General features: G+C 38.8%; 32 protein-coding genes. 18 read left to right on the top strand and 14 right to left on the bottom strand.

Annotated elements, in window-relative coordinates; all coding sequences use genetic code 11:
- The 6 genes from LJY09_RS16105 (at window position 1) to LJY09_RS16080 (ending at window position 4595) form a co-directional block, all read left to right on the top strand.
- Window positions 1-414 (top strand): BlaI/MecI/CopY family transcriptional regulator, encoded by a 414-nt coding sequence (locus tag LJY09_RS16105; protein ID WP_028414449.1) that lies wholly within the window; start codon window positions 1-3, stop codon window positions 412-414.
- Window positions 415-417: 3 nt separating this feature from the next.
- Entirely contained in the window at window positions 418-1269 is an 852-nt protein-coding gene (locus LJY09_RS16100) for a M56 family metallopeptidase (RefSeq protein WP_028414448.1), read from the top strand.
- Between the two features lie 36 nt (window positions 1270-1305).
- Window positions 1306-2013, top strand: coding sequence for a DsbA family protein (locus tag LJY09_RS16095; RefSeq protein WP_028414447.1), 708 nt, complete (start codon window positions 1306-1308; stop codon window positions 2011-2013).
- Window positions 2013-2423 carry a disulfide oxidoreductase gene (locus LJY09_RS16090; RefSeq protein WP_028414446.1) on the top strand — a complete coding sequence of 137 codons (411 nt, stop codon included), beginning with the start codon at window positions 2013-2015 and terminating at the stop codon, window positions 2421-2423. The genes LJY09_RS16095 and LJY09_RS16090 overlap by 1 nt, the downstream gene beginning before the upstream one ends.
- Window positions 2424-3361: 938 nt before the next feature.
- On the top strand, window positions 3362-3844 hold the full coding sequence (locus LJY09_RS16085; RefSeq protein ID WP_047750497.1) for a DUF2243 domain-containing protein: 483 nt from the start codon (window positions 3362-3364) through the stop codon (window positions 3842-3844).
- Window positions 3837-4595, top strand: coding sequence for a cytochrome c oxidase assembly protein (locus tag LJY09_RS16080; RefSeq protein ID WP_228307325.1), 759 nt, complete (start codon window positions 3837-3839; stop codon window positions 4593-4595). The genes LJY09_RS16085 and LJY09_RS16080 overlap by 8 nt, the downstream gene beginning before the upstream one ends.
- A gap of 38 nt (window positions 4596-4633) precedes the next feature.
- On the opposite strand, the gene LJY09_RS16075 is transcribed toward LJY09_RS16080, so the two are convergent.
- Window positions 4634-5518, bottom strand: coding sequence for a YitT family protein (locus tag LJY09_RS16075; RefSeq protein WP_016764809.1), 885 nt, complete (start codon window positions 5516-5518; stop codon window positions 4634-4636).
- 299 nt (window positions 5519-5817) lie between these two features.
- Between LJY09_RS16075 and LJY09_RS27680 the strand changes: the two genes are divergently transcribed.
- A complete protein-coding gene (locus LJY09_RS27680; RefSeq protein ID WP_016764808.1) occupies window positions 5818-5943 on the top strand; it encodes a hypothetical protein in 126 nt (41 codons plus the stop codon).
- Window positions 5944-6041: 98 nt separating this feature from the next.
- Window positions 6042-6515: a hypothetical protein gene (locus LJY09_RS16070; protein WP_154973746.1), complete on the top strand. Its 474-nt coding sequence runs from the start codon at window positions 6042-6044 to the stop codon at window positions 6513-6515.
- A 28-nt stretch (window positions 6516-6543) separates the two neighbouring features.
- Here LJY09_RS16070 and LJY09_RS16065 read toward each other — a convergent pair whose 3' ends face one another.
- On the bottom strand, window positions 6544-7002 hold the full coding sequence (locus LJY09_RS16065; RefSeq protein WP_140451375.1) for a GyrI-like domain-containing protein: 459 nt from the start codon (window positions 7000-7002) through the stop codon (window positions 6544-6546).
- Window positions 7003-7253: 251 nt separating this feature from the next.
- Here LJY09_RS16065 and LJY09_RS16060 point away from each other — a divergent pair, with 251 nt between their 5' ends.
- Window positions 7254-7688, top strand: coding sequence for a hypothetical protein (locus tag LJY09_RS16060; protein WP_028414441.1), 435 nt, complete (start codon window positions 7254-7256; stop codon window positions 7686-7688).
- An 88-nt stretch (window positions 7689-7776) separates the two neighbouring features.
- On the opposite strand, the gene LJY09_RS16055 is transcribed toward LJY09_RS16060, so the two are convergent.
- Complete coding sequence (locus tag LJY09_RS16055) at window positions 7777-8004, bottom strand: hypothetical protein (protein ID WP_155010006.1); 228 nt, start codon at window positions 8002-8004, stop codon at window positions 7777-7779.
- Window positions 8005-8132: 128 nt separating this feature from the next.
- Between LJY09_RS16055 and LJY09_RS16050 the strand changes: the two genes are divergently transcribed.
- Window positions 8133-9131, top strand: coding sequence for an NADP-dependent oxidoreductase (locus LJY09_RS16050; RefSeq protein ID WP_028409240.1), 999 nt, complete (start codon window positions 8133-8135; stop codon window positions 9129-9131).
- Window positions 9132-9171: 40 nt separating this feature from the next.
- Here LJY09_RS16050 and LJY09_RS16045 read toward each other — a convergent pair whose 3' ends face one another.
- The gene (locus LJY09_RS16045) at window positions 9172-9804 is read right to left on the bottom strand and encodes a YitT family protein (RefSeq protein ID WP_028414439.1); all 633 of its coding nucleotides are present in this window, start codon (window positions 9802-9804) and stop codon (window positions 9172-9174) included.
- 417 nt (window positions 9805-10221) lie between these two features.
- Here LJY09_RS16045 and LJY09_RS16040 point away from each other — a divergent pair, with 417 nt between their 5' ends.
- Window positions 10222-11046, top strand: a complete 825-nt coding sequence (locus tag LJY09_RS16040) for a 5'-nucleotidase, lipoprotein e(P4) family (protein ID WP_155010007.1) — start codon at window positions 10222-10224, stop codon at window positions 11044-11046.
- Here the strand turns inward: LJY09_RS16040 and LJY09_RS16035 are convergent.
- Both LJY09_RS16035 and LJY09_RS16030 read right to left on the bottom strand, forming a co-directional pair.
- Complete coding sequence (locus LJY09_RS16035; protein ID WP_165573214.1) at window positions 11039-11254, bottom strand: hypothetical protein; 216 nt, start codon at window positions 11252-11254, stop codon at window positions 11039-11041. The two genes, LJY09_RS16040 and LJY09_RS16035, sit on opposite strands and share 8 nt — an antisense overlap.
- 191 nt (window positions 11255-11445) lie before the next feature.
- On the bottom strand, window positions 11446-12015 hold the full coding sequence (locus LJY09_RS16030) for a GNAT family N-acetyltransferase (RefSeq protein WP_013083913.1): 570 nt from the start codon (window positions 12013-12015) through the stop codon (window positions 11446-11448).
- 312 nt (window positions 12016-12327) lie between these two features.
- On the opposite strand from LJY09_RS16030, the gene LJY09_RS16025 reads away from it, so the two are divergent.
- The gene (locus tag LJY09_RS16025) at window positions 12328-13119 is read left to right on the top strand and encodes a sulfite exporter TauE/SafE family protein (RefSeq protein WP_033580552.1); all 792 of its coding nucleotides are present in this window, start codon (window positions 12328-12330) and stop codon (window positions 13117-13119) included.
- Window positions 13120-13148: 29 nt separating this feature from the next.
- On the opposite strand, the gene LJY09_RS16020 is transcribed toward LJY09_RS16025, so the two are convergent.
- Window positions 13149-13874: a class D sortase gene (locus LJY09_RS16020; protein ID WP_028414436.1), complete on the bottom strand. Its 726-nt coding sequence runs from the start codon at window positions 13872-13874 to the stop codon at window positions 13149-13151.
- Between the two features lies 1 nt (window position 13875).
- Complete coding sequence (locus LJY09_RS16015) at window positions 13876-15009, bottom strand: processed acidic surface protein (RefSeq protein ID WP_228307324.1); 1134 nt, start codon at window positions 15007-15009, stop codon at window positions 13876-13878.
- An 826-nt stretch (window positions 15010-15835) separates the two neighbouring features.
- Between LJY09_RS16015 and LJY09_RS16010 the strand changes: the two genes are divergently transcribed.
- The 5 genes from LJY09_RS16010 (at window position 15836) to LJY09_RS15995 (ending at window position 20591) form a co-directional block, all read left to right on the top strand.
- A complete protein-coding gene (locus LJY09_RS16010) occupies window positions 15836-16393 on the top strand; it encodes a thioredoxin family protein (protein ID WP_028414434.1) in 558 nt (185 codons plus the stop codon).
- Between the two features lie 383 nt (window positions 16394-16776).
- Window positions 16777-18420 (top strand): glutamate/serine transporter AimA, encoded by a 1644-nt coding sequence (locus LJY09_RS16005; RefSeq protein ID WP_028414433.1) that lies wholly within the window; start codon window positions 16777-16779, stop codon window positions 18418-18420.
- Between the two features lie 136 nt (window positions 18421-18556).
- Window positions 18557-18691 carry a hypothetical protein gene (locus LJY09_RS27675; RefSeq protein ID WP_255219779.1) on the top strand — a complete coding sequence of 45 codons (135 nt, stop codon included), beginning with the start codon at window positions 18557-18559 and terminating at the stop codon, window positions 18689-18691.
- A 157-nt stretch (window positions 18692-18848) separates the two neighbouring features.
- Window positions 18849-19472, top strand: coding sequence for a LysE family translocator (locus tag LJY09_RS16000; RefSeq protein WP_028414432.1), 624 nt, complete (start codon window positions 18849-18851; stop codon window positions 19470-19472).
- Window positions 19473-19745: 273 nt separating this feature from the next.
- The gene (locus LJY09_RS15995; RefSeq protein WP_154973743.1) at window positions 19746-20591 is read left to right on the top strand and encodes an N-acetylmuramoyl-L-alanine amidase; all 846 of its coding nucleotides are present in this window, start codon (window positions 19746-19748) and stop codon (window positions 20589-20591) included.
- 46 nt (window positions 20592-20637) lie between these two features.
- Here the strand turns inward: LJY09_RS15995 and LJY09_RS15990 are convergent, their stop codons facing one another.
- The 6 genes from LJY09_RS15990 to LJY09_RS15965 form a co-directional block, all read right to left on the bottom strand.
- Complete coding sequence (locus LJY09_RS15990; RefSeq protein ID WP_014459329.1) at window positions 20638-20955, bottom strand: DUF3243 domain-containing protein; 318 nt, start codon at window positions 20953-20955, stop codon at window positions 20638-20640.
- Between the two features lie 217 nt (window positions 20956-21172).
- Entirely contained in the window at window positions 21173-21679 is a 507-nt protein-coding gene (locus LJY09_RS15985; RefSeq protein WP_028414430.1) for a PCYCGC motif-containing (lipo)protein, read from the bottom strand.
- Between the two features lie 84 nt (window positions 21680-21763).
- Entirely contained in the window at window positions 21764-22384 is a 621-nt protein-coding gene (locus LJY09_RS15980) for a class I SAM-dependent methyltransferase (protein ID WP_028414429.1), read from the bottom strand.
- 58 nt (window positions 22385-22442) lie between these two features.
- Entirely contained in the window at window positions 22443-25001 is a 2559-nt protein-coding gene (locus LJY09_RS15975) for a heavy metal translocating P-type ATPase (RefSeq protein WP_098113276.1), read from the bottom strand.
- A 31-nt stretch (window positions 25002-25032) separates the two neighbouring features.
- Complete coding sequence (locus LJY09_RS15970; protein ID WP_028414427.1) at window positions 25033-25392, bottom strand: ArsR/SmtB family transcription factor; 360 nt, start codon at window positions 25390-25392, stop codon at window positions 25033-25035.
- A 300-nt stretch (window positions 25393-25692) separates the two neighbouring features.
- Window positions 25693-26121: a PAS domain-containing protein gene (locus LJY09_RS15965; RefSeq protein ID WP_223546161.1), complete on the bottom strand. Its 429-nt coding sequence runs from the start codon at window positions 26119-26121 to the stop codon at window positions 25693-25695.
- A 507-nt stretch (window positions 26122-26628) separates the two neighbouring features.
- On the opposite strand from LJY09_RS15965, the gene LJY09_RS15960 reads away from it, so the two are divergent.
- On the top strand, window positions 26629-26781 hold the full coding sequence (locus LJY09_RS15960) for a hypothetical protein (protein WP_165573530.1): 153 nt from the start codon (window positions 26629-26631) through the stop codon (window positions 26779-26781).
- Window position 26782: the final 1 nt, after the last annotated feature.

Below are 26782 nucleotides of genomic sequence, written 5' to 3'. Positions count from 1 at the left end.
ATGAAAATTGAAAAATTCAAATTTAACGAAACCGGCCTTAATCGCTTTTTTGGCCCGCTTGAAGCAAAAATTATGACGGCTTTATGGAACGGAAGTGAAATGTCCATTAAAGACGTGCAGCACGTGCTTGAGAAAGAAAAAACAGTTAACTTCAACACCGTTATGACCGTTATGAATCGGTTGGTGGAAAAAGGCGTGTTGCAAAAGCGTTTAAAAGGACGTACGTCGATGTATCAGCCGATTCTTTCTAAAGAGGAATTTATCGACGCTCAGTCGAAAGAGTTAACGCACGAATTGATCGATGAATTTGGCTCGCTTGCTGTTACTCATATGCTTGATGCGCTAGAAGAAGTCGATGATTCACTGTTAAGTATGCTCGAATCAAAAGTCAAACAGTTAAAAAAGGATGAATAATCAATGAATCAAGGAATACTAAAGCGTTCTAAGCTTATTTTTAACCTGTGCTTTTTTATTGCCGTGACGTTGCTTATGCAAATGGGGATGTATGTGCTGCATTTGCTGTTTGGATGGAATTTATCGTTTAACTTAATTTTACTTTGTAACAAAGTAGCCCACTTTTTCGGCTTGTTTTTTATTGAATACATGCTGAATGCCGTTATTTTTCACACGATGTTTGTACTGTTCATTAAAGCTGTAAAGCAAGTGATTCAAATGCGGAAAGTCCGTAAAATGATTACGAAGCTGCGAGATGAAACAACAACGGCTGACCTGCAAAAAGCGTACGGAAAGGATTTAACGGTCTTAACAACAGATCAGCCCATTGCCTTAACGATGGGGCTGTTTACACCGCATATCGTCCTGTCTACAGGGTTGCTGTCGGTGCTTGATGAAAATGAACTCGAAGCCGTTATTTATCACGAGCAGTCGCACGTTGCAAACAAAGACCCGCTCAAAACGTTTTTACTAAGTACGCTTGCTTCTGCATTATGGTATATTCCATTTATTAAATGGAGCCATAAACGCTTCAAAGTTATGCGTGAAGTGCTGGCTGATCAAGATGCCATTGTGAAAAATGGCACGCCTGCTCACATCGGCAGCGCGCTTTTAAAAATGGTGAAAACGGGACAGACAAGTCTCTCGTGTGCGCACGTATCGTTTGCTGATACGTCGGTTAATTATCGCATTCAATATATTTTAAATCCGGAAACGAAAATGCCGATGCAGCCTCCTGTTATTTTAACGCTGACGTCGCTATACGTGTTTTTTATTTTGTGTGCGCTGATTTTTACAGCTCTAACAGCTTTGTAAGTTTGTAAGAGAGAAAGAAAAGAAGGAGATGAGATTGTGTCAAAAGCAAAGAAAAAGAAAAAAGTAACGCCCAATCAGCAAACATCCTCAAGCAAGTGGATTTTTTGGGTGATTGGAATTATTGCGGTCTGTATTTTAGGGTTAATCGTCCTTTCGAATATGTCAAAGGGCGGAGGAGATGAAAAGGCCTCTCTTACATATGATAATCAGCCGTATCTTGGAAAAGAGTCAGCTCCGGTAGAAGTGGTAGAGTTTGGAGATTACAAATGCCCGGCTTGCAAAAACTTCACGGAATCCTTTTTCCCGCTGATTCAAAAAGATTATGTGGATACAGGTAAAGTGAAATTCTACTTTATGAACTATGCATTTATCAACAACGACTCCTCTCGTGCAGCAGAATTCGCCGAAACGGTATACAAAGAGCTTGGAAACGATACATTTTGGAAATTCCATGAACTTCTTTATAAAAAGCAAAACGCAGCGGACGAAAAGAAAGATGTCTTAACGGAATCTTACTTAGAAGATACGCTGAAAGAAGTGTCAAGCGATGCCGATGCGAAAAAAGTAGCGAGTGCATTTAAAGACGGAAAAGGAAAAGATGCGTTTAATCAAGATATGAAGACAGCCAATGACTTAGGCATCACAGGTACACCAACCATTTATGTAGGCGGCAAAAAATTCGAAGGAAAAACAATCGATGACTTTGATCAAATGGTCAAAGATGCGGCTAAGGAGAACAAATAATGAACAAGTCTTTAGTTTTCGGGTGGATTACAGCGCTTATCGCGATGCTTGGAAGCTTGACGTTTAGTGAAGTTCTTCACTTTATCCCGTGCGAACTTTGCTGGTATCAGCGAATTTTGATGTATCCGCTCGCGATTGTGCTAGGTGTAGCCGTGTACCGGAATGATACGTTCATCTACAAATACGTCCTGCCGTTTTCGGTGATTGGTATGGCGCTTTCAGGCTATCATTATTGCCTGCAGAAGATACCGGCTCTTAAAGCATTTGAAACGTGTACAAGCGGTGTTCCTTGCTCAGGTCAATATATTAACTGGCTTGGATTTATCACCATTCCTTTTTTAGCGTTTATTGCGTTTACCATTATTACGATTATGATGCTTGTTCTTCGCAAGCAGATGAAAAAAGCTTAACCTCCGGGTTAAGCTTTTTTTATCTGAAAACAAAAAAAGTCCCGCTTACAAGAAGCGGGTGCAAATAGGGTACATCTATGAAAAATGATGAAATTGTTTTGACAAGAACAGTATATAAAAGAAAAGTGAAAAAACGGTGAAAAGAGAAAAGCTTTTTTAAAAAATATGCTTTTCTTATAAAAAAAGCCCCGCTCACAAAAAGCGGGGAATAAATAGGGGTCATTTATGAAAAATGATGAAATTGCTTTGACAAACTTAGTATACAAAAGAAAAGTGAAAAAACGGTGAAAAGATGGAAGCTTTTAGAAAAAATAAAAAAAGACCTGTTTTGGGGAAACAGGTCATTAGAAAGGGAGTAAAACTATGAAAAAATATGCTAATTGGCTTCGCAAGTACTATCTTATACCTTTATGGTGAAAAAATGATGAAAAAAGAAACTGGATATAAAAAAAGACCTGCTTTGGGGAAACAGGTCTTTAGAAAGGGAGTAAAACTATGAAAAAATATGCTAATTGGCTTCGCAAATACTATCCTATACCTTTATGGTGAAAAAATGATGAAAAAAGAAACTGGATATAAAAAAAGACCTGCTCTGGGGAAGCAGGTCTTCAAAAGGAGTAAAACTATGAAAAAAATATGCTAATTGGCTTCGCAAGTACTATCCTATACCTTTATGGTGAAAAAATGGTGAAAAGAGAAGCGGGATATAAAAAAGACCTGCTTTGGGGAAACAGGTCATTAGAAAGGGAGTAAAACTATGAAAAAATATGCTAATTGGCTTCGCAAATACTATCCTATACCTTTATGGTGAAAAGATAGTGAAAACGAGATTAGGATATAGCTCCTATTTTTCCATATTATAGATTCATTTCTCTTTAATAGGGTATACGTTCATTAGAATCGATATAAACTTAAAGAACTGGCAGGGAGGGATATATATGGAAAAGAAGCACGAAGCAACTGCAAATCAGCGCGTGGTTCACCGCGCTCGAAATAGCTGGTCAGGCTTTTTGTTTGGCGTAGGGTTAGTTGCTTTTATTGATGAAGCAGTGTTTCATCAGCTGCTTCATTGGCATCATTTTTATGATAAGTCCACAACGGCCGCTGGTTTAGTGTCAGACGGTTTGTTTCATGCATTCAGCTGGTTCGCTACAATTGCATCACTTTTTATGGTGGCAGATCTAAGGCGCCGGGGCGGCTGGTGGGTGAAAAGGTGGATAGGAGGAGTATTGCTTGGAGCCGGGGCGTTTCAGCTTTATGACGGGACCGTGCAACATAAGCTTATGGGCCTTCACCAAATTCGGTACGGAGTGAAGATTGCACCTTACGACATTACGTGGAATGTACTTGCATGTTTGATGCTGCTTATTGGCATCATGTTAACATGGTTTACACGTAAACAAGGTGCACATCATGATTAAATATAAAGTAATATCTCAGCTTTTATTAGCCCTGCCTTTTGTCGCTGCCTTTTTTTTATACGTGTGGGCTGTAACGTCTTCAAATGCAACGTATAGAAAATGGTCATTATATAGGACGTCCAGCTGGACACTTGGTATTTTATGCGCCATATCTTCTGCAGCAGGACCGCTCGCAGCTCGTGCTCATATGGACTTTACCGCGCATATGACGGGGCATTTGCTTTTAGGTATGTTAGCTCCGCTTTTAATGGCGTTAGGAGCACCTTTTACACTGCTGCTTCGCACGCTTCCGGTTCATGCAGCCAGAAAGGTGTCAAAACTTTTAAAAGGACGGTTTGTTCGGTTCATCAGCAGTCCGGTGACAGCTTCTGTTCTTAACGTAGGAGGACTTTGGATTCTTTATACAACAAGTCTGTATGGCATGATGCATCACTCTTTTTTCGTGCATGTCGCTGTACATATTCACGTATTTTTAGCCGGCTATTTATTCACCGTATCGATGATTTCAATTGATCCTTCGCCGCATCAAAAAACTTTTACGTACCGAGCGTTCGTATTGGTTCTTGCTCTTGCCGCCCACGGTATTTTATCAAAATATGTGTACGCTCACCCGCCTATGCACGTCTCGGCAGAAGAGGCGCAGCAAGGGGCTATGCTGATGTATTACGGAGGCGATTTAATCGACTTATGTTTAATTGTACTTCTTTGTTATGAATGGTTTAAGCGGGTTCAAAAAGTCTCTTTTACATAAAAACGCGCAGAAAGCATCATGCTTTCTGCGCGTTTTTTTTAGTGAATGTTTCGTTTTTTAAAGCGTCCGCCGCGGACTTCGGTAATATCTGCAACGGCTAAAAAGGCAGTAGGGTCAAAATCTTCAACAATGGTTTTTAGCTTTGATTCTTCAAGGCGCGTAATGATGCAGAAAATCACTTTTTTATCATCGCCCGTATAAGCACCTTCACCGTGCAAATAGGTAACGCCTCTACCTAGACGCGCATTAATCGCATCGCCGATGTCATCAGAATGATCACTAATAATCCAAGCTGATTTTGATTCTTCCAATCCTTCTACAACTGTATCAATGGCTTTAGCCGCAATGATGTACGCGAGGATAGAATACATGGCGCGGTCCCAGGTGAACACAAATCCCGCTGCTCCTAAAATGAAGAAGTTGAAAAACATTACAATTTCTCCTACAGAAAACGGAATTTTTTTACTGATTAAAATAGCAAGTATCTCCGTACCGTCAAGCGCTCCGCCGTAGCGAATTACGAGTCCAATTCCAATTCCGAGAATAATCCCTCCAAAAACGGTAGCAAGGAGAACGTCTGCGGTAAACGCGGGGACATCATGAAACATAGAAGTTAAGATGGATACAACCAGTATGCCAAAAATAGTGGAAAGGGCAAATGTTTTTCCCATTTGCTTGTACCCGATAAATACAAACGGAAGATTTAGTACAAAAAGAAAGATTCCTAGATTTACGCCGGTAATATGCGAAAGCATGATGGAAATACCGGTAATTCCTCCGTCGACAACGTGGTTTGGAACAAGGAAGATTTCAAGTCCTGTGGCCATGAGCAGGGCACCGATCGCAATGGCGATAGCCCTACCAAATACCTGTCCCTTGGACAGCTTTCGGTGCTGAATTTTCGCTTTTTCGAGTTCTGTCATTTGCATGTCTCCTTTGATGTCTCATATGTATTTCTCACTTTAGAAAAGTGAAACTATCTTTAATTATACCTTACTGTGCACAATTAGTGGGGATAGACGGCTTAATTACTTGTTTCACCATATAAAAAAAGCCTGCTTTAGAGTCATAAGCAGGCTTTTTAAAGAGTAAAACGATGAAAAAAAGTTGGCTTCACAATTTTCACTATATAGGGATTTGATGAAAAAATGATGAAAATGCCGGCATGTGCGGTAAGAAAATCGGGGATACTAGTTAAAAAAGGCCAAAAGGAGATGACGAAATGAGCGTGTGGATGATGTATAATCACTTGATGCACTCGCAAATCTTTTTAAGCAGCGTATTAATTAGCGGTATTCTTCTTGTTAGCGGAGGATTTGTGTACGGCAGAATAATGAGTAAAAAGTGAACCTAATATTGCCGCGGATAGGTTGTTAATGGAAGATGCTCAATAGTAGCTTGGTTAATGTTATACTTGCTCCATAAGCTTAGCGTGGAGGTGTCAGCATGAGCAAGCATCATGATCTAACAACATCATACGGAGAATCGCTAGTGACGTGTGAACATCAGTTTGAAGCTAGCTATTACTATCATCAAGTGCGCGAACAGTGCATGAATCATATTCATGAAATAAGCAAAGCGGTAGCTGAATTCACCGTTGATTTTACAGATGAAAGTTTGAAAATATTAGAGCTTCTTTACTATGATCTAGAAGACAGCAATTGTTTTGACTATTTTTCAATAACAAAAGAAGAATTCGAAGAGTGTATGGGCGTATACTTTGGTGAAGTGGTTACGTCTACTATTGACGAAGCGCGCTGGGTTGTGAAAGAATATCCGCTTATGGAAAACAAGTATGTGACCGGAATTGAAAAAGGGAATCTTTCACTCATGTTTCCCCATGGATTTTTTAACCATAAAGAGCGTCATCCAGAGTGCGTTTTTACTCTTTATCATTTATATAAACAGCTGCAAAAATAGGAAAAAGGTGAACGTAAGTTCACCTTTTTTATTGTCCCAGCTTTATGGGAATATAAATATCCATTTCATATGTATCACTATATAAATTGCTGTGTATAGCTGTATTTACAATTTCAAGAGCAGGACCTTCAATCATGCTGTAAGAAGAGTTCGGCAGCCATTCATTCCAGATGCTGTTATACGTCGACCCAAGCGATGTAATGGGACCTCTGTGTTTAAACTGCAGGTATGTAAACGAAGGAAACGTATGAACGCTCATACCGTTTGGAATACAAGCCGTATCAGCCACTTCTGTCCCTGCAATATAAAAATAATTTTCTTTTTTCGGAGCCATGCAAATGCCTGTAACCATATAAGGTTCTTTTGAAGAGCTAATCATTTCTTTTTCTTTAAGTATTTGCTTCAAAAGATTCTCTTTTTGATACTCTCCGTTTTTTGCTATGCCTATCACTGAAAATCCTTCTTTATATACAACTTTACCTTGCATAATCCACCTCGAATTTTTCAAGCTCTAGCTTTTATTCTATCAATCATAAATTACTTTACCGTGATTGTAACATAATCTTAAGTAGATATCGATGCAGAAAATGGAACATTACAGTAGCCAGCTTTTGTGAATTAAGAAATAGTTTTAGCAAGCTGGTTGACGGAGGTCTTTGAACTCTTAGTCATGCAAATCAAAAGGTAAGTATATACTTTATTACCGTATATTTCATATAACTAAGAGGAGGGAAAGTAATGGGAGACGTAATTCAAAGCCAGCTGAATATATTTTCATCGCAGTCTCAAAGCGTGCAGTCGTTGACTTACGGTTCTGAAACGAGCATTTTAACAGTAAATGCTGAGACGAAAAAAAACAATCAGAAGATGAAAATAGATGGGTTTGCTACAATTGAAGCAAACATTCCTCTTGGATTAACTAGCTATCAATACGGGGTAACACTTAGAGTATATAGAAATTCTCAGCTTTTGTTTTCACAGAATTTACAGCAAGGAGCTGCAGCCGTTCTAACACTATCATTTACTCAGCAAAATGCTCTTTCTTTTACATGGGTAGATACAGTAGCATCAATTGGTACATACACGTACTCAGTCAGAATGGAATTTTTTGTCCGGTCTTCAACTGGGGTGACCGTTCAAACGACTACCCGTGCAATTGCGATTACTACATAAAAACAGCGCCAGAATTCTGGCGCTGTTTTTTTACTGATGCAACACTTTATTTATATAACGTTTACGAAGAGTAAATCCGGGAAACTCCTTAATATAAGTCAAAATGGTAGCTAAACCAGTAGTCGTCCTGCACATTCTTTGTGTTTGAAACGACAATATGCTCATGACCTTGTTCGTCTGTGGCAATCCAGTTGTAGTTGATATCCATTTTAATCGGATACATATTGCCTTTTTTAAACAAAATAACGGGGGGAGTTACTTCAACAAAATCGTTTAGTTTTTTAACAACATTTTCTTTACAGCGAATTAGCTCCATGTCTTTTTCTCCTTCGGTGTTATTGCACAATCATATTTTTTGCGTTGTGCACAATATATAATTTAAAATAACAAAAGTAAGTTTAGCACATTTTACAAAAAACAGAGAAATAAAAAGGAGCGATATCGATGAATGAACAAATTTTATTAGCAGAACGTCCAAAGGGAATGCCAACAAAAGATACGTTTAAATACGAAAAAATTGAAATGCCTACAGCGAAAGAAGGCGAGGTACTTGTTCAAACACTTTACCTTTCTGTTGATCCGTATATGAGAGGACGCATGAACGATACAAAATCATATGTTCCTCCATTTGAGCTAAACGCACCGCTTGCAGGCGGCATTGTAGCACGCGTAACGGAATCAAAATCAGATCGCTTTAAAGAAGGCGATATCGTGACAGGTATGCTTCCTTGGAAACGCTATTCAGCCGCAGAAGCAAAAAACTTACAGAAAGTTGATCCAGAGCTAGCGCCAATTACAACGGCTATCGGCGTTCTTGGTATGCCTGGTCTCACAGCTTATTTTGGACTGCTTGAAATCGGTCAGCCAAAAGAAGGCGAAACAGTAGTCGTTTCCGGTGCAGCAGGTGCTGTTGGATCTGTTGTTGGTCAAATCGCTAAAATTAAAGGCGCACGTGTTGTCGGCATCGCAGGTTCTGAAGATAAAATTGCTTATTTAAAAGATGAGCTCGGATTTGATGAAGTGATTAATTATAAAAAAGGAAATGTGAAAGAAGCATTGAAAGAAGCGTGTCCTAATGGCGTTGATGTTTACTTTGAAAACGTCGGCGGAGAGATTTCAGATGCAGTTGTTAGCTTATTAAATAAATTTGCGCGCATTCCACTTTGCGGCCAAATTTCACTGTATAACTTAGAAAAACAAGATGTTGGACCACGTGTTCAAACACCTTTATTAATTAACAGTGCGCTAATGAAAGGGTTTATCGTAGCCGACTATGCTGACAAATTCCCTGAAGGCATTAAGCAGTTAGGCGAATGGGTGCAGCAAGGGAAAATCAAGTACAGCGAAAACGTTGTAGAAGGTTTTGAAAATGTACCTGAAGCGTTCCTTGGTTTATTTGAAGGAGCAAACTTAGGAAAACAGCTTGTAAAAGTAGCAGAATAAGCGTAAAAAAACCGTGCGGGATCATTTCCGCACGGTTTTTTTACATAGTTGAAGCCGTTTGTTGCTTGGCTTCTTCTTCAATATGTTCACCAGTTCGTTCGATTGGCGAGCGTTTGTGATAGCGTCCAAGCAGTCCTGTCATGATAAAAATACCAATTAACGAATAAAGAACTTGAACTACGCCGAATACCACTGTTGCAGAGCCTACAATCAACACATCTGTCAAAAGCATTGTTTTACCTGGATTAATGCCAAATCTCTTATCAAGAAACACGCATAACATGTTGATTCCGCCAAGAGAAGAGCCGTGACGAAACAAAAAGATTAGTCCAATGCCGACGATAATGCCGCCCATAACCGCGGCTACAAGCGGATGCGGAAGTGCAAATGAAAAGTTGGCAGCTAATAAATCGGACATCACTGACATCAGGCTAACGCTGATGAAGCTTTTTATCGTAAACTGCAGTCCAATTTGTGTAAGAGCCATAAAATAAAACGGTAGATTGATGATAAAGAACAATACCCCAAATGAAATACCGGTTAAATGCTGCAGCACAATGCCAAGTCCTGCCGTTCCGCCAATAACGAGGTTAGAAGCGGTTAAAAATTGAATTCCGATGGCAACGCATAAGCAGCCAAAGGTAATCCATCCCCATTGTTTTACGTGATTCATATCTCCATCCCCTTTTGTATATTTATACAATACTTTCGATAGAAAACACCGTCTTTTAATTCACAAAATCTATTTTACTATATATCTTTTCAAAAAAAAGCACTTTTGTGAGAGAATCTAACACAAGATAAAAAGTTAGATAATTCAGATTTATTGAGTTCTTCTGGAGCAAATGAGTGATAAGCCGATATGTTTCTAAAAAAAGATTAAAAAGAAAGAATGAGAAAAACGGATTTTGGAAAATGTATAAACAAATATTTGGATAATGGTCAAAAAAAGGGAAGGAATATCAGTTAAAACGAACTATTTTAATTATTAATTAAAATATTATTCGTATTTGTGTTGATTTTTTGTTTGATTGAGGTAATATATAACATTATTAGCATGAAAATATGTAGAGATGGAAGTGGATGCAAAATGAATAAGAAATTATCAGCGTTGACAGGGGTGGCTGTACTTGCTTTTTCGCTTACAGCATGTGCCCCTCAGCAGGAAAAAGAGGTTTCTGCTGAGAAAAAAGAACCCGTTCAAAATCTAGCTGATCAGCAAATTATGGCGGACGCTTGGTACCAGACATCCGGCGAAATGAAAGCTTTGTATTACCAAGGCTATAATACAGGGAAGCTTCGTTTAGATGAGGCGCTTGCAAAAAGTACCGATAAAAAGCCTGCCATTATTTTGGATTTAGATGAGACCGTGCTTGATAATAGCCCATTTCAAGCTTCAGCCATCAAAACGGGTAAAGGATTCCCTTATAAGTGGGATGAATGGGTGCAAGCAGCAAAAGCGAAAGCAGTGCCAGGTGCTGTCGATTTCTTGACGTATGCAGATCAAAAAGGTGTAGATATTTGCTACATTTCAGGCCGTACAACTTCTCAGCTTGAGGCAACAATTAAAAACCTAAAGAATTTACATATTCCTCAAGCAACCAAAGACCATGTGCTGTTGACGGGTCCAAAAGACGAAGGAAAAGAAACGCGCCGTCAAAAAGTAGCGACGAATCATAATGTAGTCCTGCTGTTTGGTGATAACTTATCTGATTTTAGCGGCTTTGATAAAAAGTCGATGAACGATCGAAATAAGCTTGTAGAAGAACAAAAAGAAGCATTTGGTCAAAAGCTAATTGTGTTTCCAAATCCAATGTATGGAGATTGGGAAGGAGCTATTTATAACTACGACTACTCAATTTCGGACAAACAAAAAGATAAGCTTCGCCGCGAACAGCTTCAATATTTTAATTAAAAAATAGGTTGAAACATAACGAAATCGCTCCAATCAAAAGGCGAACAAATTGGATACATGAGCTGAACCGCTTGTTACACCGCTGTTGATTTCCGTACAAGACTTCGCTTTCCGCGGGCGGCCGATGAGCCTCCTCGTCGCTTCTCTCCTGCGGGGTCTCATCTATTCCGCTTTTCCCGCAGGAGTCTTCGTCTTGCCCTCCAATCAACAGCTGGTATCACCTGCATTGAATGAAACCTGTGTTCAGCATCACAATAAAAAATCCGAACGAGGTTGATTCTTCATTAAGAATCAACCTCGTTCGGATTTCTCTTCAACTCACATATTGTTGTCCCAGCTTCTTTTAATCTTTTTACTATACCCTATTTAAACGATAGCTTGTCCAAATGATTCTACTTTTTAAGAAAGAAGCCAAGGAGCATAAGGAGCTTGCTTCCACTCGTGTTTTAACATGCCGTAAATCACAAGGTCGTGGTAGTGATCATATAGGTATTCACCTTCTCTGCAAATGCCTTCTTCTGTAAAACCTAGACGCGTAGGGATGGCTTTACTTTTTTCGTTATTAACGCCGCAGCGTATTTCGACTCGATGAAGGTTTAACGTATTAAATGCATAGTTCAGGCATCCGTGTACGGCTCTTGTCATAATACCTTTTCCTTGAAAATCATGTCCAATCCAATAGCCCAGACTTGTACTTTTGTTTCCCCAATTAATTCCGTGAAAACCAATCATCCCGGCGATTTCTCCGTAGTACCGAATGATCGCCTGGAACCCTTGGTTATTATAGTATTGAGCTCTCCATTCAGGGATGAGTTCATCATAGTCAGCAATACTTTGCATGCTATCTACCCATGGGAGCCATTCTTTTAGGTAAGGTCTTGACTCGTTAATAAGAGAAAGCAAGGGGAAAGCGTCAGTTGATTCAATTAAATGCAAACTAACTTCGTCATCAATTTTGTATTCAAACATACGAAAGCCTCCTGTGATGATGGGCCTGCTGAGATAAGCGTAGCATGTAGGCAGTTCTAACATCTAGTTTTTCTTTATTCTACCACAAGTAGCAGAGCGGAGAACGAGGAAGTTTGAGCTAAACGTAAATAACGCATAAAGTCGATAGGATTTTAATGATTAAAAAAATTAATAATTGAAAGCACTTTTATCAATATTTTTACAGAAAAGAAGCATATACAGTGATACAATGGAAGAAGAGATAAGGCGTTGTATGTATACATACTTTCTAACAAACATGATATTGGATTGATAAAAGCAGGTGGTAAAAACATGGATGTACAACTATTAATAACGGTATTTGCACTCGGGTTTTTCGGGTCATTTTTAGCAGGTATGCTTGGAATTGGAGGGTCAGTTGTTTTGTACCCGCTGTTGCTATTTGTTCCGCCTCTTGTAGGAGTGGGAATATTCAGCGCGCACGAAGTAGCTGGTATAGGAGCCGTGCAGTCGCTGTTTGCCTCCGTTTCAGGAGCTCTTGCTTATAAAAAGGGCGGCTATTTGAATAAACCGTTAATTTTATATATGGGCGTCAGTGTCTTAGTTGGTAGTCTCATTGGTTCAACGCTATCAAACTCGTTTTCAGAAGGAATGATCAATTTCATTTACGGCGTGATGGCAACAATTGCTGCAGGATTAATGTTTATGCCCAAAAAAAATAATCCAGCGGCCGATTCATTCGAAGTGACGTTTTCAAAACCTTTGGCAGCAGCCCTGGCGTTTTTAGTTGGGATTTGCGGGGGAATTGTCGGAGCAGGAGGCGCATTTTTACTTGTTCCTATTATGATTACCGTGTTAAAAATTCCTGTGCGCGTAACGATTGCAAGCTCATTAGCCGTGACGTTTATTTCGTCTATGGGAACAACATTCGGTAAAGTAATGACGCATCAAGTCCTTTTGCTTCCGGCGCTTATGATTATTGGAGCAAGCTTACTAGCAGCTCCGATTGGCGCTTTTGTCGGGCAAAAGACGAAGGTAGCGTCGCTGCAAGTGATCTTAGCAGTCGTTATTACGGCAACTTCGTTGAAAATATGGTTTGATTTACTAATGAAATCTATTCATTAAAAAAAGCTGCCTCTTTAAGGGCAGCTTTTTTATTTTGTTGTTGATGCAACAAGGTGAGCGACTAAAATATAGCGTTCAGGTGCTGAACCAACGTAGTTAAATGGATAACAGGTGCTGACGGTTAAAGTGGCTCTAGGTTTTGGCACAATAACGGTCCGGTCATCCGCATCCACAATTCGTACTTTGTTTACTTTGTATGTGAAGGTGCCTGCTGCTGTACTTACCACAAGCGAATCGCCTTCACCCACGTCGCCAAGCTTACGAAAAACCGTATCGCGATGTCCTGATAGAACAGAATTGTCGTTTTGACCAGGCAGCACGCTTCCCGCAAAATGACCGACGCCTTTTTCTAATTCATCTTCGTTCGTACCGTGATAAATTGGCAGCTTCGCGTTTAATTTAGGAATATATAGTTCTCCCATTAAATCACCGATTTTTGGCTGTTTCGGATAAGACACATTTGACACTTTTGGCTTTTTTTCTGAGCTAGCAGTACGAGAGTGTACCGCTTTTTTGGGTTCAACAGAAGAAGCTTCAGCAGAAGAGTCTGCTGTTGATGAGTCCTTGCTTTTAGAGACTGAAGCTGCGGCTGGTTCTTCTGTATCCATTGTTTTAAATGCCAAATAGCCTCTTGCAAATTTATAGGCGTTTGTTGTTGTAAACCAAAGACCAAAGCAGATGACAGCGGCTAAAAGGGAAAGAACAATCAACCGCTTTTTACGATTGATTGTTCTTCTTGTTTTTCTTGGTTCCATTTTATGCGCGTCTCACTTTGCGGAAAAGAACAAAGCCAGCTGCTACAAGCACTAATCCAATTAATGTATTTGTTACATAATTAGAAGCCGTTTCCGGAAGTTTTCCGCCTTTAACGGTTTTTTGTACAGCGCTGTTCGTTTGTTGCTTCTCCGGTTCTTGTTTCTTTTCCACTGCTGGTTTTTGCGCTTGAGCTGGTTTTGCTACAGCTTCAGCAGATTTTTCTACTTCTTTTCCTGTGTCTGTGATGATATCAGAATTAAACATATCGCCTGTGATCACCATGTCTGCTAAAAATTTACCGTCTGTTGTATAAAGAGAAATTTTTAGACTTGTATTTTTTAATTCTTCTAAGTTGATTAAATCAGTAAGAGAAAGCGATCTTTCATTTCCACCTTGTACAAGTGAAAATTTAGCGTCTAAATGGAAGATTGTTAGCATTTCTTTATAAATAGACATTAATTCAGCGATTTGATCAGCAGATAATTCTGTTGCTGTATCAAAATCTTCGAATGCCGCTAAGCGCTCGCCTAATTGATCTAAGCGGTTAAGCGTTGCTTCATTTGAAAGCTCATCTTCTAACGATGTAAAATGTGCTTCAATTCGATTTAACTCTTCTGAAGTTAAGCCTAATTCAGACTGCATAAATGATAGTAAGCCGCTTAAATCTTCTTCACTTAATTCATCATCGTAAGAAGTGTCTTCTTCGTCATATGACTCATCATCTTCATACCAGTCATCGCCTTCTAGATAGAAGCCGACATCATCGTATAAATCATCTAGGTACACATAATCGTCTAAGCTTTGGCCGTTCTCTTTTAATAACGCATTTAAGCTTGTTTTGTCTAAGTCAAAATCTGCATACAAATCTTGCACGTTATGTAAGTCAGCTGCAATCGGTTCACCTAACAAATCTTCTAAATCTGCGATTGTATCGTAGTTTTCAAGACTATCGTCATACAGTGAAAGTGAATATTCAACGTCGTCTTTGGTTACTTCAAAACCTCGCGTTTGGCTTACCGATTTTAAATATTTGTTGAAGTCTGCGTCAAATGTTGACGCGGCTGCGAATGAAGACGTTGGAAATACGCCAACAAACAGCAGAAATGATAATAAAATTGTCCCCAGTTTTTTCATCAATTTTCTCCTTTTTTTTACGTTTTCTACAAGATTATATAGTAATAGTTATAAATTTACAATATATACTTATATTATATATACCTTGAATATAGTGGTAATTTAAGGTATTTATAGAACTATATATTTTGAGAATACCATATGGAAGAGAGCGAAAAGCCCTAGATAGAAAAAAGGGGAAAATAAAGAAAAAGGTTTATAATTTTTTTGACAAAGCAGAAATATAAAGAAACATCAAAAAAGAACAGCACTTAGAAGCTGTTCTTTTTGAAATGATATGTAAGCATTAGCATAGATAGTTGAAATTCGATACCGTTCCGCTTTAGAAAAAGGTGGCTACGAGTTATGATTTTAGTAAGGATAGTGAAGAAAAGTGAGAGCGCGGTTTTGTCAGCTCTATTTTGATTCCTTTTAGTCTTAAACGTTCTACAAACTGTTTGCGTTTTTTTCGCTTTTCATGCGGGGATTGATTCATATTCGCCTCATCCTCCATATTTAGTCAAGTAGCTAACATATCATTATCATAATCAAAAGATGACGGTTACACAATAAACATTCTCAAATATTCACAAAGATTTAAAATTTGTTACATTGATAGTGTACATGTACCCCATTCTCTTTTTTTATAACATCTCAATGTGCTGTTTTTAAATTGAAGTTTTATGAATTCCGTCGCAGAATAAAAAAACATGATCAAAATGAGCACGCAGACTTTTATATTTTGATTCATGGTGCTTAAAAGCTATACTAGTAGTGCGTATAGAAAAGACGAAAACGAGATTGGATATCTCATCTATTCGTATACAAAAAAGAAAGAGGGATCTTGATGAAAACAGAACAGCAGTATTTTGAAGAAGGAAAATCAATTCAAACATATATGAACGACATGAGTACATTAAAAGAGGAAAGTTTAGCTGTTTATGAACAATTTCAGCTTCCTAAAGATGGACTGGCTGACAAATTAAAAGCTCACAAGCTTCACTTCTTAGCGATTACTGAAGATTGGTGCGGAGATGCGATGATGATTAACCCAATCATTCGTAAAGTAGCTGAAGCTGCCGGTATCGATGTGCGTGTTGCACTGCGCGATGCGGACACCGAATTAATTGATCGTCACTTAACAAACGGCGGCCGTGCTATTCCGATTATTTTAATTTTTAATAATGAAGGAAATTTACTAGGTAAATGGGGTCCTCGTGCTCCTGAAGTTCAGCAAATCGTGGATGAGCTTCGCGCCGAACTTCCTTCAAAAGAAGATCCTTCGTTTGAAGAAAAGCAAAAAGAAGTCTTTTCTGCGTTACGAACAAGATATAAAGAAGAACCGGCTCTTTGGTCGTATGTTTATAACAGCTTCAAAGAAACAGTGTTAGCTGTTGTAAAATAATTTAAAAAAGCAGGGTAAAATGAGCGCTTCATTTTACCCTGCTTTTTTTCTGGTTATTGCAGCAAAATCGTTTGTATATCACTTTAATGAAAAGGCTGTTTTTATAAATGTTAGTGTTCAAAACGCGCACTTTTAATTGGTAAAACGCACAAAATTCTAAAAATAAAAATATTTTTTATTCAAAACGCGTACTTTTTTAACTTGATGATGATATAATAGCAAATAATAAATGAAGAAGGGGGACGCGTGAATGAATGTAAAAGCTTTTGGTTAGTACTTTTAAGCAGCATTTTTAGAGATCAAAATGAATTTTATTTTTTAAATTTAATGAAAGCGCTTAATAACTCACTTCTCAGAATATATAGAAGAAAGGTGTTAGATACATGAATAACTTACATAGAAAAATGGGAACGTTTTCTCTCATGATGGTCGGCCTTGGATCTATTATTGGATCAGGATGGCTGTTTGGGGCATGGAGAGCTGCTCAAATTGCAGGCCCTGCAGCAATTGCTTCTTGGATTATTGGAATGGTTGTTATTTTATTTATAGCTCTTTCTTACAGTGAACTAGGATCGATGTTTCCAGAAGCAGGAGGTATGGTTAAGTATACGCAGTACTCACACGGCTCATTTCTTGGCTTTATTGCGGCTTGGGCAAACTGGATTGCCATTGTATCCGTTATTCCTGTTGAAGCGGTTGCCTCTGTTCAGTACATGAGTTCATGGCCGTGGGAGTGGGCGAAATGGACAGGCAGTTTAGTAGAAAACGGGATTCTTACTGGAAAAGGCTTGGCTATTGCTACAGGGCTATTAATCATTTATTTTCTTTTAAATTATTGGACGGTAGGCTTATTTTCGAAAGCTAACTCACTTATTACCGTTTTTAAAATTGTGATTCCAGGGCTTACAATTGGTGCTCTTTTATTTGCAGGATTTCACGGCGGAAACTTTTCCTCTGCAGGAGGCGTTGCTCCAAATGGATGGGCAAGCGTGTTGACAGCTGTTGCTACGTCTGGGATTGTGTTTGCTTTTAACGGTTTTCAAAGCCCTATTAACATGGCGGGAGAAGCGAAAAATCCGGGACGCTCTATTCCAATTGCCGTGGTAGGATCCATTTTGATTGCAACCGTGATCTATGTATTGCTTCAAATTGCGTTTATTGGAGCGGTAAATCCTTCAGAAATCGTAAAAGGATGGAGTCATCTGAACTTTAATTCGCCGTTTGCCGATTTAGCGATTGCACTAAATATTAACTGGCTTGTTATTGTTTTATATGCCGATGCGTTTGTATCGCCATCAGGAACAGGTATTACGTATACAGCTACCACGTCACGCATGATTTATGGTATGGAAAAAAATAAATACTTGCCGAATATACTAGGACGAGTTCATCCGCTTTACGGCGTTCCTCGTCAAGCCATGTTTTTTAATCTATTTGTCTCATTCATCTTTTTATTTTTATTTAGAGGCTGGGGAATTTTAGCCGAAATTATTTCTGTAGCTACGTTAATTTCATATCTTACTGGTCCTATCACAGCTATGACGTTAAGAAAAACGGGGACCGATCTTTATAGACCTTTACGTATAAAAGGGTTAAATGTAATAGCGCCTCTTGGCTTTATTTTTGCTTCACTTACTCTTTACTGGGCGAGATGGCCGTTAACTGGACAGGTATTATTTATTATTTTAATTGGTTTGCCAATTTATTTTTATTATCAAGCAAAATCAAAATGGAAAGGCTTTGGTCAAAACTTCCGAGCTGGCGTTTGGATGATTGTCTACTTATTATGTATGATGACAATCTCCTGGATAGGAAGTGAAAAATTCGGGGGACTCAATATTATTAAATACGGCTGGGATATGGGACTTATTGCAATTGTTGCACTTTTCTTTTATGCTTGGGCACTTAAAAGCGGGTACAAAACAGAGTATTTAAAAGAAGCAATTCATGTTAATAATGAAATGAAAGAAGCGGAAGCACAGTCTGCCTCGGCTAAAGAACAAATCATGGAAAAACAAATTAAATAAGTAGTAAAAATAAGGCTGGGACAAAAGTATTTCAGTTAAAGTCAAATACGAACTATTAATTATTTTTTAATTGGTAGTTCGTGTTTTTTGTTGTTATGTTGAAGATAGATTTCATGTTTTCAATTGCTTCTAGCAGTTGATTGGAGGACAAGGCGAAGACTCCTGCGGGAAAAGCGGAACAGATGAGACCCCGCAGGAGCGTAAGCGACGAGGAGGCTCAGCGGCCGCCCGCGGAAAGCGAAGCCTTGCACGGAAATCAACAGCGGTGTAACAAGCAGCTCAGCTCATGTATACAATTTATTCGTCTTTAGATTAGATTGATTTAGTTATGTCCCAGCCTTTTTTATGGATAAATTTTCTTTTTTTGAATACTAGATAGTAAAAAATGCTATAATGGTTGGCAAAATCATGCAGGGGGAGAACGACTTATGGATATCGTATCAATCACTTCTTTTTTAGGTGTCGCCGCTTTGCTTACGGTTATGCCTGGTCCTGATAACTTATTTGTTTTAGCACAAAGCATATCAAACGGTAAACACGCAGGGATTTCGACTTCATTAGGTCTTTGCACGGGCTTGCTTGGTCATATAGCAGCGGCAACGTTGGGTCTGTCGGCTATTATTTATCAATCAGCTTTAGCATTTGCTATTGTCAAATACGCTGGGGCAGCTTATTTATTATATCTGGCTTATAAGACGTTTACAGCCAAAGATTCCGCTCTCGCTGTTGAAAATAAAGAAGCCATTGAGTACAAGGTGCTATATAAAAAAGGAGTGATTATGAACCTGCTAAATCCAAAAGTTTCGCTTTTTTTTCTTGCTCTTTTACCTCAGTTTGTTAATCATTCAACCGGACACACCACGCAGCAAATGCTTGTTTATGGAGCTGTGTTTTTAGTTCAAGCGCTGATTATCTTTACGTTAATTAGTCTATTTGCAGGGAAAGTAGGGGAGTTTTTGCGAAAATCTCCGGCGCTGTCTAAGCGGCTTAATCTCGTGCAAGGCTCTATCTTTACACTTATTGGCTTAAAAATTGCTTTTAGTGAGAAATAGCAGAAGATAAGATGGCGAACCTGCTTTTTATCTCTATTAAGAGGCGTGGAAATAGGTTAGTTAAAGGGAAATCCGAACGATAAATCCAATTCGTTCGGATTTTTTATGTTTATGGTAAAATCCAGTTTTTTAAGTTATTGTTCTCTAACCTTTAAGAGGACGAACCCTTCTTGTCCACTTACATATATATATATAAAATGAGAGATAAAACATCGGACAAAGCCGGTGTTAACCCCAAGTTCTTTCATATTATGGCTGAAAGGAAAGGTTCACATGAAAAAAGTATGGCTAGATGCAGGGCACGGCGGTACAGATTCAGGCGCTTTAGGAAATAATTTGCGTGAAAAAGATATTACGCTGCAGCTTGTACTACACGCGCGGGCGTATTTAGAGCATAACTATTTAGTAGATGTTCAAGTAACTCGTTCAACCGATGTGTTCGTTTCATTATCAGATCGAGCGAACCGAGCTAATGCATGGGGAGCAGATATATTTGTTTCGATGCACATTAATGCCGGCGGAGGTGCTGGATTTGAAACGTATCGCTATCCATCACAAGAGGGAAGTCAATCTTCTCTTTTACAAAAAGAGCTTCATGCAGAGATTTTACCAACCATGCGCAAATTTGGAACGATTGCAGATCGCGGTTTAAAAACAGCTAATTATGCTGTCCTGCGTGAAACAAATATGCCTGCTGTTTTAACTGAAAACTTGTTTATCGATACAACAGCCGACGCTGAAAAATTAAAAAACGCGACGTTTCTTCGTGAAGTGGGAGAAGCACACGCGCGTGGAATTGCTGCGTATTTAAACTTACCTTCTACTAGCGTTACATTCTATATCATTCAATCTGGAGATACGTTTTATAGCATTGCAAAGAAGTATAATATCACCGTTCAGCAGCTGCAGGATGCAAATCCCGGCGTAGATCCTACCAAACTGCAAATTGGGCAGCAGATTGTTTTTCCTGTCACTACGTATACTGTACAAGCAGGAGATACGTTCTATAGCATTGCAAAGAAGTATAATATGACTGTTCAGCAGCTGCAGGATGCAAATCCCAGCGTAGATCCTACCAAACTGCAAATTGGGCAGCAAATCATCATTCCCGCTGTTTAATATCTGTAAATAAAAAAGATGACACGCTTCCGTGTCATCCTTTTTATTATTGAACTAATCTTACAAGCATATGGGCAAGGTGATGCTGTTGCTCTTCGTTTCCAACCTTCCACAGTTCGTGAAGCAGGTTTTCCTCTCGGTTGCGCGGCTCTTCATGCTTAGCGAGATAATCAGCTACTTTCTGAGCTGTTTTAGCAAGCTGTTCCTCATTCATCCCTAACTTTTCACCTTTTGAGACCTTGTCCCCTAGATAACTTTTAAATCCTTCGAAGCTAGAGAGAATATCCTCTTTTTTCTCCTCGCTCATAGAATTAATGGCTCCTTCAACTTTTGCTGAATGATTTGTTTCTACAGAATTACTCATAGTTTTTTTCTCCTCTCATGGTTATATTTGGGTGTTAGAAAGCATATTCCCCGAGCATTCAGTAAATAAACGTCCAAATGTGTTATTTTTACATTATGGCGTTTTACAAGGACTTGAAAAGGTGAGGTCAAACGAGATTTTACCAACAAATAATAAAATGACAAAAAGACTTTGGATGAAGAGACCAAAGTCTTTTACTAATTTTTATGCTGAAGCATCATACCTCGGGCGTAGGAGTAGGCTTGGCATAGCCTTCCTTATATTTATGATCAATTTCTTGACGAATGTCTTCGATGCTTTTGCCTTTGCTGTAGTCTACTACAGCTTGAGCCGCTATTTCTAAGCAGACACCGCATTTTGTTCCGTGATCATCCCACGTTACTGCGCCGTTTTCTTTGTTTTCAAAGATAAAACAGTCGTAGTTGTTTTGATGATTAGCTTCTTCTCCACATCCGCAGTAGCAAGGAATGTTTTCTAGTAAGGTTTGATGCTTAGCAGCGGCTGCATAAATAAGTTGCATATCTTCGGGCTTGTCACTCAGAAAGGAAGGGAGAGTTTCACTATTTTTTGTTTCTTCTCGTTTATCCCCTAATGTGTGCGGCTGATGTTCTTCATGTTGTGTTGTTTCTGTCTGTTTGTTAGCTGAACTTTCTTTACTTTCGTTTCCACAGCCGGACACCATGCCTGCTGCAAGGACAACTGGTATGACCTTTGATTTCATCATCAAAATGTTCATCCTTTCTTCAATTAAAGATAGAAAATAATATGTACATCCATCACGTTAAAAAGACATCATTCGTCTTTGAAGTCATTCATCAACTTTCTGCAAAATAATTTTCCGATACATACCTTTCAACATGACGCTTGAATTTTCCTTCAAGATAAGCTGATCCCGGCTTGCTTCAAGCATATGTTCAAAAGAGAGGCCAATATCCGTTCCTAGTAATTTTACGAAGAGGCGGAATATTTTTTTAGGAAAAGCCGCGGATTTCTTTTTGGTTTCAAATTTATCAAAAATCAGGATCGTTCCCTTAGGCTTTACTACTCTGGTCATTTCTTTTAAAGCTTGCTTTGCATCAGGTACTACGCTAAGAATCAAGCTTGCTACAACAACATCAAACGAAAAAGAGTCGAATGTTAGCTGCTGAGCGTCCATTTGGTGGAAAGTTATAGACGGGTTTTTGTATTTATCTTTTGCTTTTTGAAGCATTTCACTGGAATAGTCGATGGCTGTTACATTTACTTGATGAGGAATAAAAGCTAAATCGGCACCCGTTCCAACACCTACAAATAAAATGCGCTGCTCAGACGAAAAGGGGACATCTTGAAAGACTTTTTTTCTGGCTCGATAAAACATCCCGTTATTAAAAAAGACATCATAAAAAGGGGCCCAGCACTTATAAATAAATTGGTTCCAGCGGTTATTCACGTAAACCCTCCTAAAAAATAAGCTTTCCAACGCATGCTGGAAAGCTTATAGATTCCATTTATTTTTTCATTTTGAGTAAGCGAAGGCTGTTTAAAATAACAAGTAGCGCTGCTCCTGTATCGCTTAAGACGGCAATCCACAGAGTAAGCCACCCTGGGAAGATAAAGGCTAAGGCAATGACTTTAACAATAATAGAAAACCAAATGTTTTGTTTGATAACAGCTAACGCTTTGCGACTTAGCTTCATTGTATGAGGAAGCTTTTCTAAATTGTCTGCCATCAGGACAATATCAGCTGTTTCCATGGCTGTATCAGTACCAGCACCGCCCATTGCAATGCCAAGATCAGCAGTAGCAAGGGCAGGGGCATCGTTAATTCCATCTCCAACCATAGCCGTTTGATACCCTTCATGTTGAAGCTGCTGTATGGCCTTTACTTTGTCTTCAGGCAGCAAATCAGCGAAATAGCGGTCTACCCGAGACTGAGAAGCAATCATTTTAGCTGTTCCTTCGTTATCACCGGTTAACATCACAATTTGCTGCATTCCGTTTTGCTTAAGGCTTTCTAAAGCAGATACGGTTGTATGTCTGATGGTATCAGCTACGCTAATAATGCCTAGAACACTTTTAGCTGTTCCGACAATAATAATCGTTTTACCTTCGTTTTGAAGCTTTTCAATCTGAGACCAGCAGTGTGTTAGAGGTGTTCCTAAATCTGAGAATAATTTTGCATTACCTGCGTAATAAACCGTGTCTTGAATTGTTGCTTGCACGCCTTTTCCCGTAAGAATTTTAAAATTTGATCCTTGTAAAGAAACAACTTTTTTCTCCGCAGTATAATCCACGATAGCGCGGGCAATAGGGTGATTTGAATAATCTTCAAGCGTTTTGGTTATCGCTAAAAGCTGATTTTCTTCAGCAGCAAGGGAAACAACTTCTGAAACGGCTGGTTTGCCTTCTGTTAGCGTTCCTGTTTTATCAAAAGCAATCGCATTGATTGCACCGGCTTTTTCTAAAAACGTCCCGCCTTTAATGAGCACGCCATTTTTCGCCGCGTTTCCAATCGCAGATACAATGGCGACAGGAGTCGAAATGACTAGCGCGCATGGACAAGCGACAACTAATAATTCAAGCCCTTTGTAAAACCACTCGCTCCATGCACCATCAAACAGGGGAGGGATGACCATAATGAATAAAGCTAAAATAAAGACAATAGGTGTGTAAATGGTTGCAAATTTATCAACAAATGCTTGAGTCGGCGCTTTTTTCTCCTGTGCTTCTTCCACTAAATGAATGATTTTAGAAATGGTCGTATCTTCGACTAGCTTTGTTACTTTAATTTCTAAAGATCCGCTTTCGTTAATCGTGCCGGCATAGACAGCATCGCCCATTACTTTATCAACGGGAATAGATTCACCTGTAATAGGAGCTTGGTTGATACTGGATTCCCCGTTTATAATTTCACCATCGAGCGGAATTCGGTCTCCTGGCTTTACGACAATCGTGCTGCCAATTGAAATATCTTCCGCAGCTTTTTTAATCAGCTGCCCGTTTTCCTTTACCCATGCTTCAGAAGGAGCTAAATCCATCAAACCTCGTATCGAGTTTCTTGTTTGTTCAATTGATCTTGTTTGCAGAGCTACACCTAAAGCAAACAGCCAAACGACCGTAGCGCCTTCAAGCCATTCACCAATAACAGCTGCTCCAAGTGCTGCAACGGTCATTAAAACATTCATGTCTAAAGAACGGCTTTTGATTCCGTAATAAGCACTTTTAGCCGGCTTATATCCACTAACAATCATAGCAATAGCGTACAGTACAGTTGTCATATAAGAAGCAATTCCTGTATGAGAACCGATAAAACCTAGTGCGATGAGAATACCTGAAAAAATAATCGGACCATTTTTGCCTTTATGGTGCCGAGATTCAGCGGGCTGCCTGCTGCTGGTCACTAAAGTAGCGGTATACCCAGCTTTAGATACTTCTTTAATAATGTCATCAGCTTCATTATCATGTTCAATTTGTGCTTTTCCCGTTGAAAAGTTAACGCGTACGTCTTTGACAGCAGGAACTGTTTTTAAATGATTCACAATCGTGTTTGCACAAGCTGCACAGTCCATTCCTTCAATCAAATACGTTTTCATTTTCTTATTTGATTGAATAGGCTCAATACTAAAGCCCAGTCTTTCCACTGAGTTTGGAATGAGTGACAGAGCTGATTCACTTGCCGCCGCCACTTGAAGCTTTCCTGTATTGTAGTTGATTGCTACGTGTTGAATATCGTTTAACGTTTTTAAACTTTTTTCAATCGTAGCAGCACAAGAAGGACAATCCATTCCATACACGCGGTATTCAGCCGTTTCTTCTATGTCACTGCCTGTTGCTATATCGTGATCACTGCAGCAAGAATGCTGGCTTTTATCGGTCGTTAACGCACTTGTATCTGAACAGCAGCTGTGACTGTGTGCGTGACTCTTTGTACTACAGGAAGAAGGTTCTTCAGTAGGTGCGGCTTCTGAAGAAGAGGAGCAGCAGGGGCTGTTCTCAATTTCTGATGAAGAAGGGCCGCTGCAGCAGCTTCCGGTATGGTGATGATGTTTTTTATCTTCGTGTTTCATTGTGTCCCACTCCCTATACGGTAAGAAAAACTTAAATGGTTACATCTTCTTTTTTAGCAAACATAATATCAATTACTTGTTTAATATGTGCATCCCTTAAAGAATAAAAAGCTAACTTTCCTTCTTTGCGATAATTGGCAATTCCTATATTTCGCAGCAGTCTTAAGTGATGAGAAGCAGTAGCAACCGTAGAGCCTACAATGTTGGCTACGTCACATACACATAATTCCTCACCTTTATAAAGGGCTAATACGATTTTCAGCCGCGTTTCATCTCCCAACGCTTTGAACATCGTAGAAATATCCTGAACAGCTTCAACATCGATAGAAGGCTTAATACGATTCACCTTTTCTTCGTTAAAACAATAAATATCACAGCGGTCTTTTGGCATGATTTCCTCCTTCATTCAAACATTCAAATGATTGTTTGTTTATAATATATGCCAATTTTAAAAAATGTTCAAACATTTATTGATTATTCGGACTTTTTTTCTGAGCAAAACATAAATATAGAAAGAATAAATATGAAAAGTATGCCTATTAGTGTATGTACTGTGGACTAAATGGTGCGGACAAAAAGAGAATGACTTTACGTGTAGAACAAAACAAAAAGCCACCCCTATAGGTAGCCTTTCAATGACTTTTAAAAATGAGAGAAATAACCGAATACAGCGCAAATTATGTTCATTTGGTTATCGTTTTAATCGATTAAATAATAAATCTGCTGCATTATTTAACACCTTGTCCGATTCTTTTAATCGCTTGTCTGAGTTTTCTAAATAGGATTGAGCAGATAATACAACATCTAATGGATCCTTGACATTTTTCTTTTCGGTGCATACTAAATGACCTACATTATTTTTCCAATGAATCGTGCATTTAAAATTCACAAATGTATCATCGCTCGTTCTCAAACGCAAATGCCTGATGATGGGGTTAGATGAAGAGTGCTGTGACAGCATCCACATTGCTTGTTTCCGGTCGTCTTTATGAATAATGCTCCACAGACTGGAGACTGAAGAAAAATAAGAATGTGCTTGACTAGAAAAATGCAGGATTTTACCTTCTTGATTTAATTGAAAGTAAGGAACGGGGATCCATTTAAGTATGTTACTTTCCATCATGCACCTCTCCCAACTTAAGTAATCTCTTTTACCATATCACAATTACCTAATATTTGTATGATTTTTATCATTTTTCCCACTCTTTTCTCCATTTTAAGCTGTAAAAGCTACCGAATTATTCAGTTTACAACACTTGAAAAAGGAACGTGCGTTCGGTAAACTAAAAATTAAAGGAGCGAATTCTATGGAACGGCTACTTCAAGAAAGCTACTCTTCGAAACGACCTGTTGAAATTATTTATATGGATGATAAAGGATGTTTGACACAGAGATTTATCATTGTGTATAAAATTGATCCTCAGAGCGTAAAAGCTTGGTGCTTACTAAGGAACGAGAAACGAACGTTTAAAATAGAGAATATCCTTTCATGCGGATTCAGCAATAAAAGGAAAAGCAGTTTTAGGCAGAAAGCTCACTCAATTTAAGAGGGGCTTTTTCATATCATTTCCTCTTATGGCGTGTGAGTTATTTTCATACACTATATCCACCAGAAAGGGGAATGAACATGACATTAAACCAAGGAAAGAAAACTAAACATATTGCTAAAGGGAGCAAGGACGGAGAAAATATGACAATGCAGGGTGAGAAAAAACAGCATGAAGCACAAAGTACCTCTTTGTCTCATAATAATTGTCGTGCAAACCTTGACGGAGATTAAT

It is taken from the genome of Priestia sp. J2 (assembly GCF_020790095.1).
Taxonomy (GTDB): Bacteria; Bacillota; Bacilli; order Bacillales; family Bacillaceae_H; genus Priestia; species Priestia zanthoxyli.
Note: the sequence above shows the minus strand (reverse complement) of the source record. Positions and strands in the feature narration are given on the sequence as shown.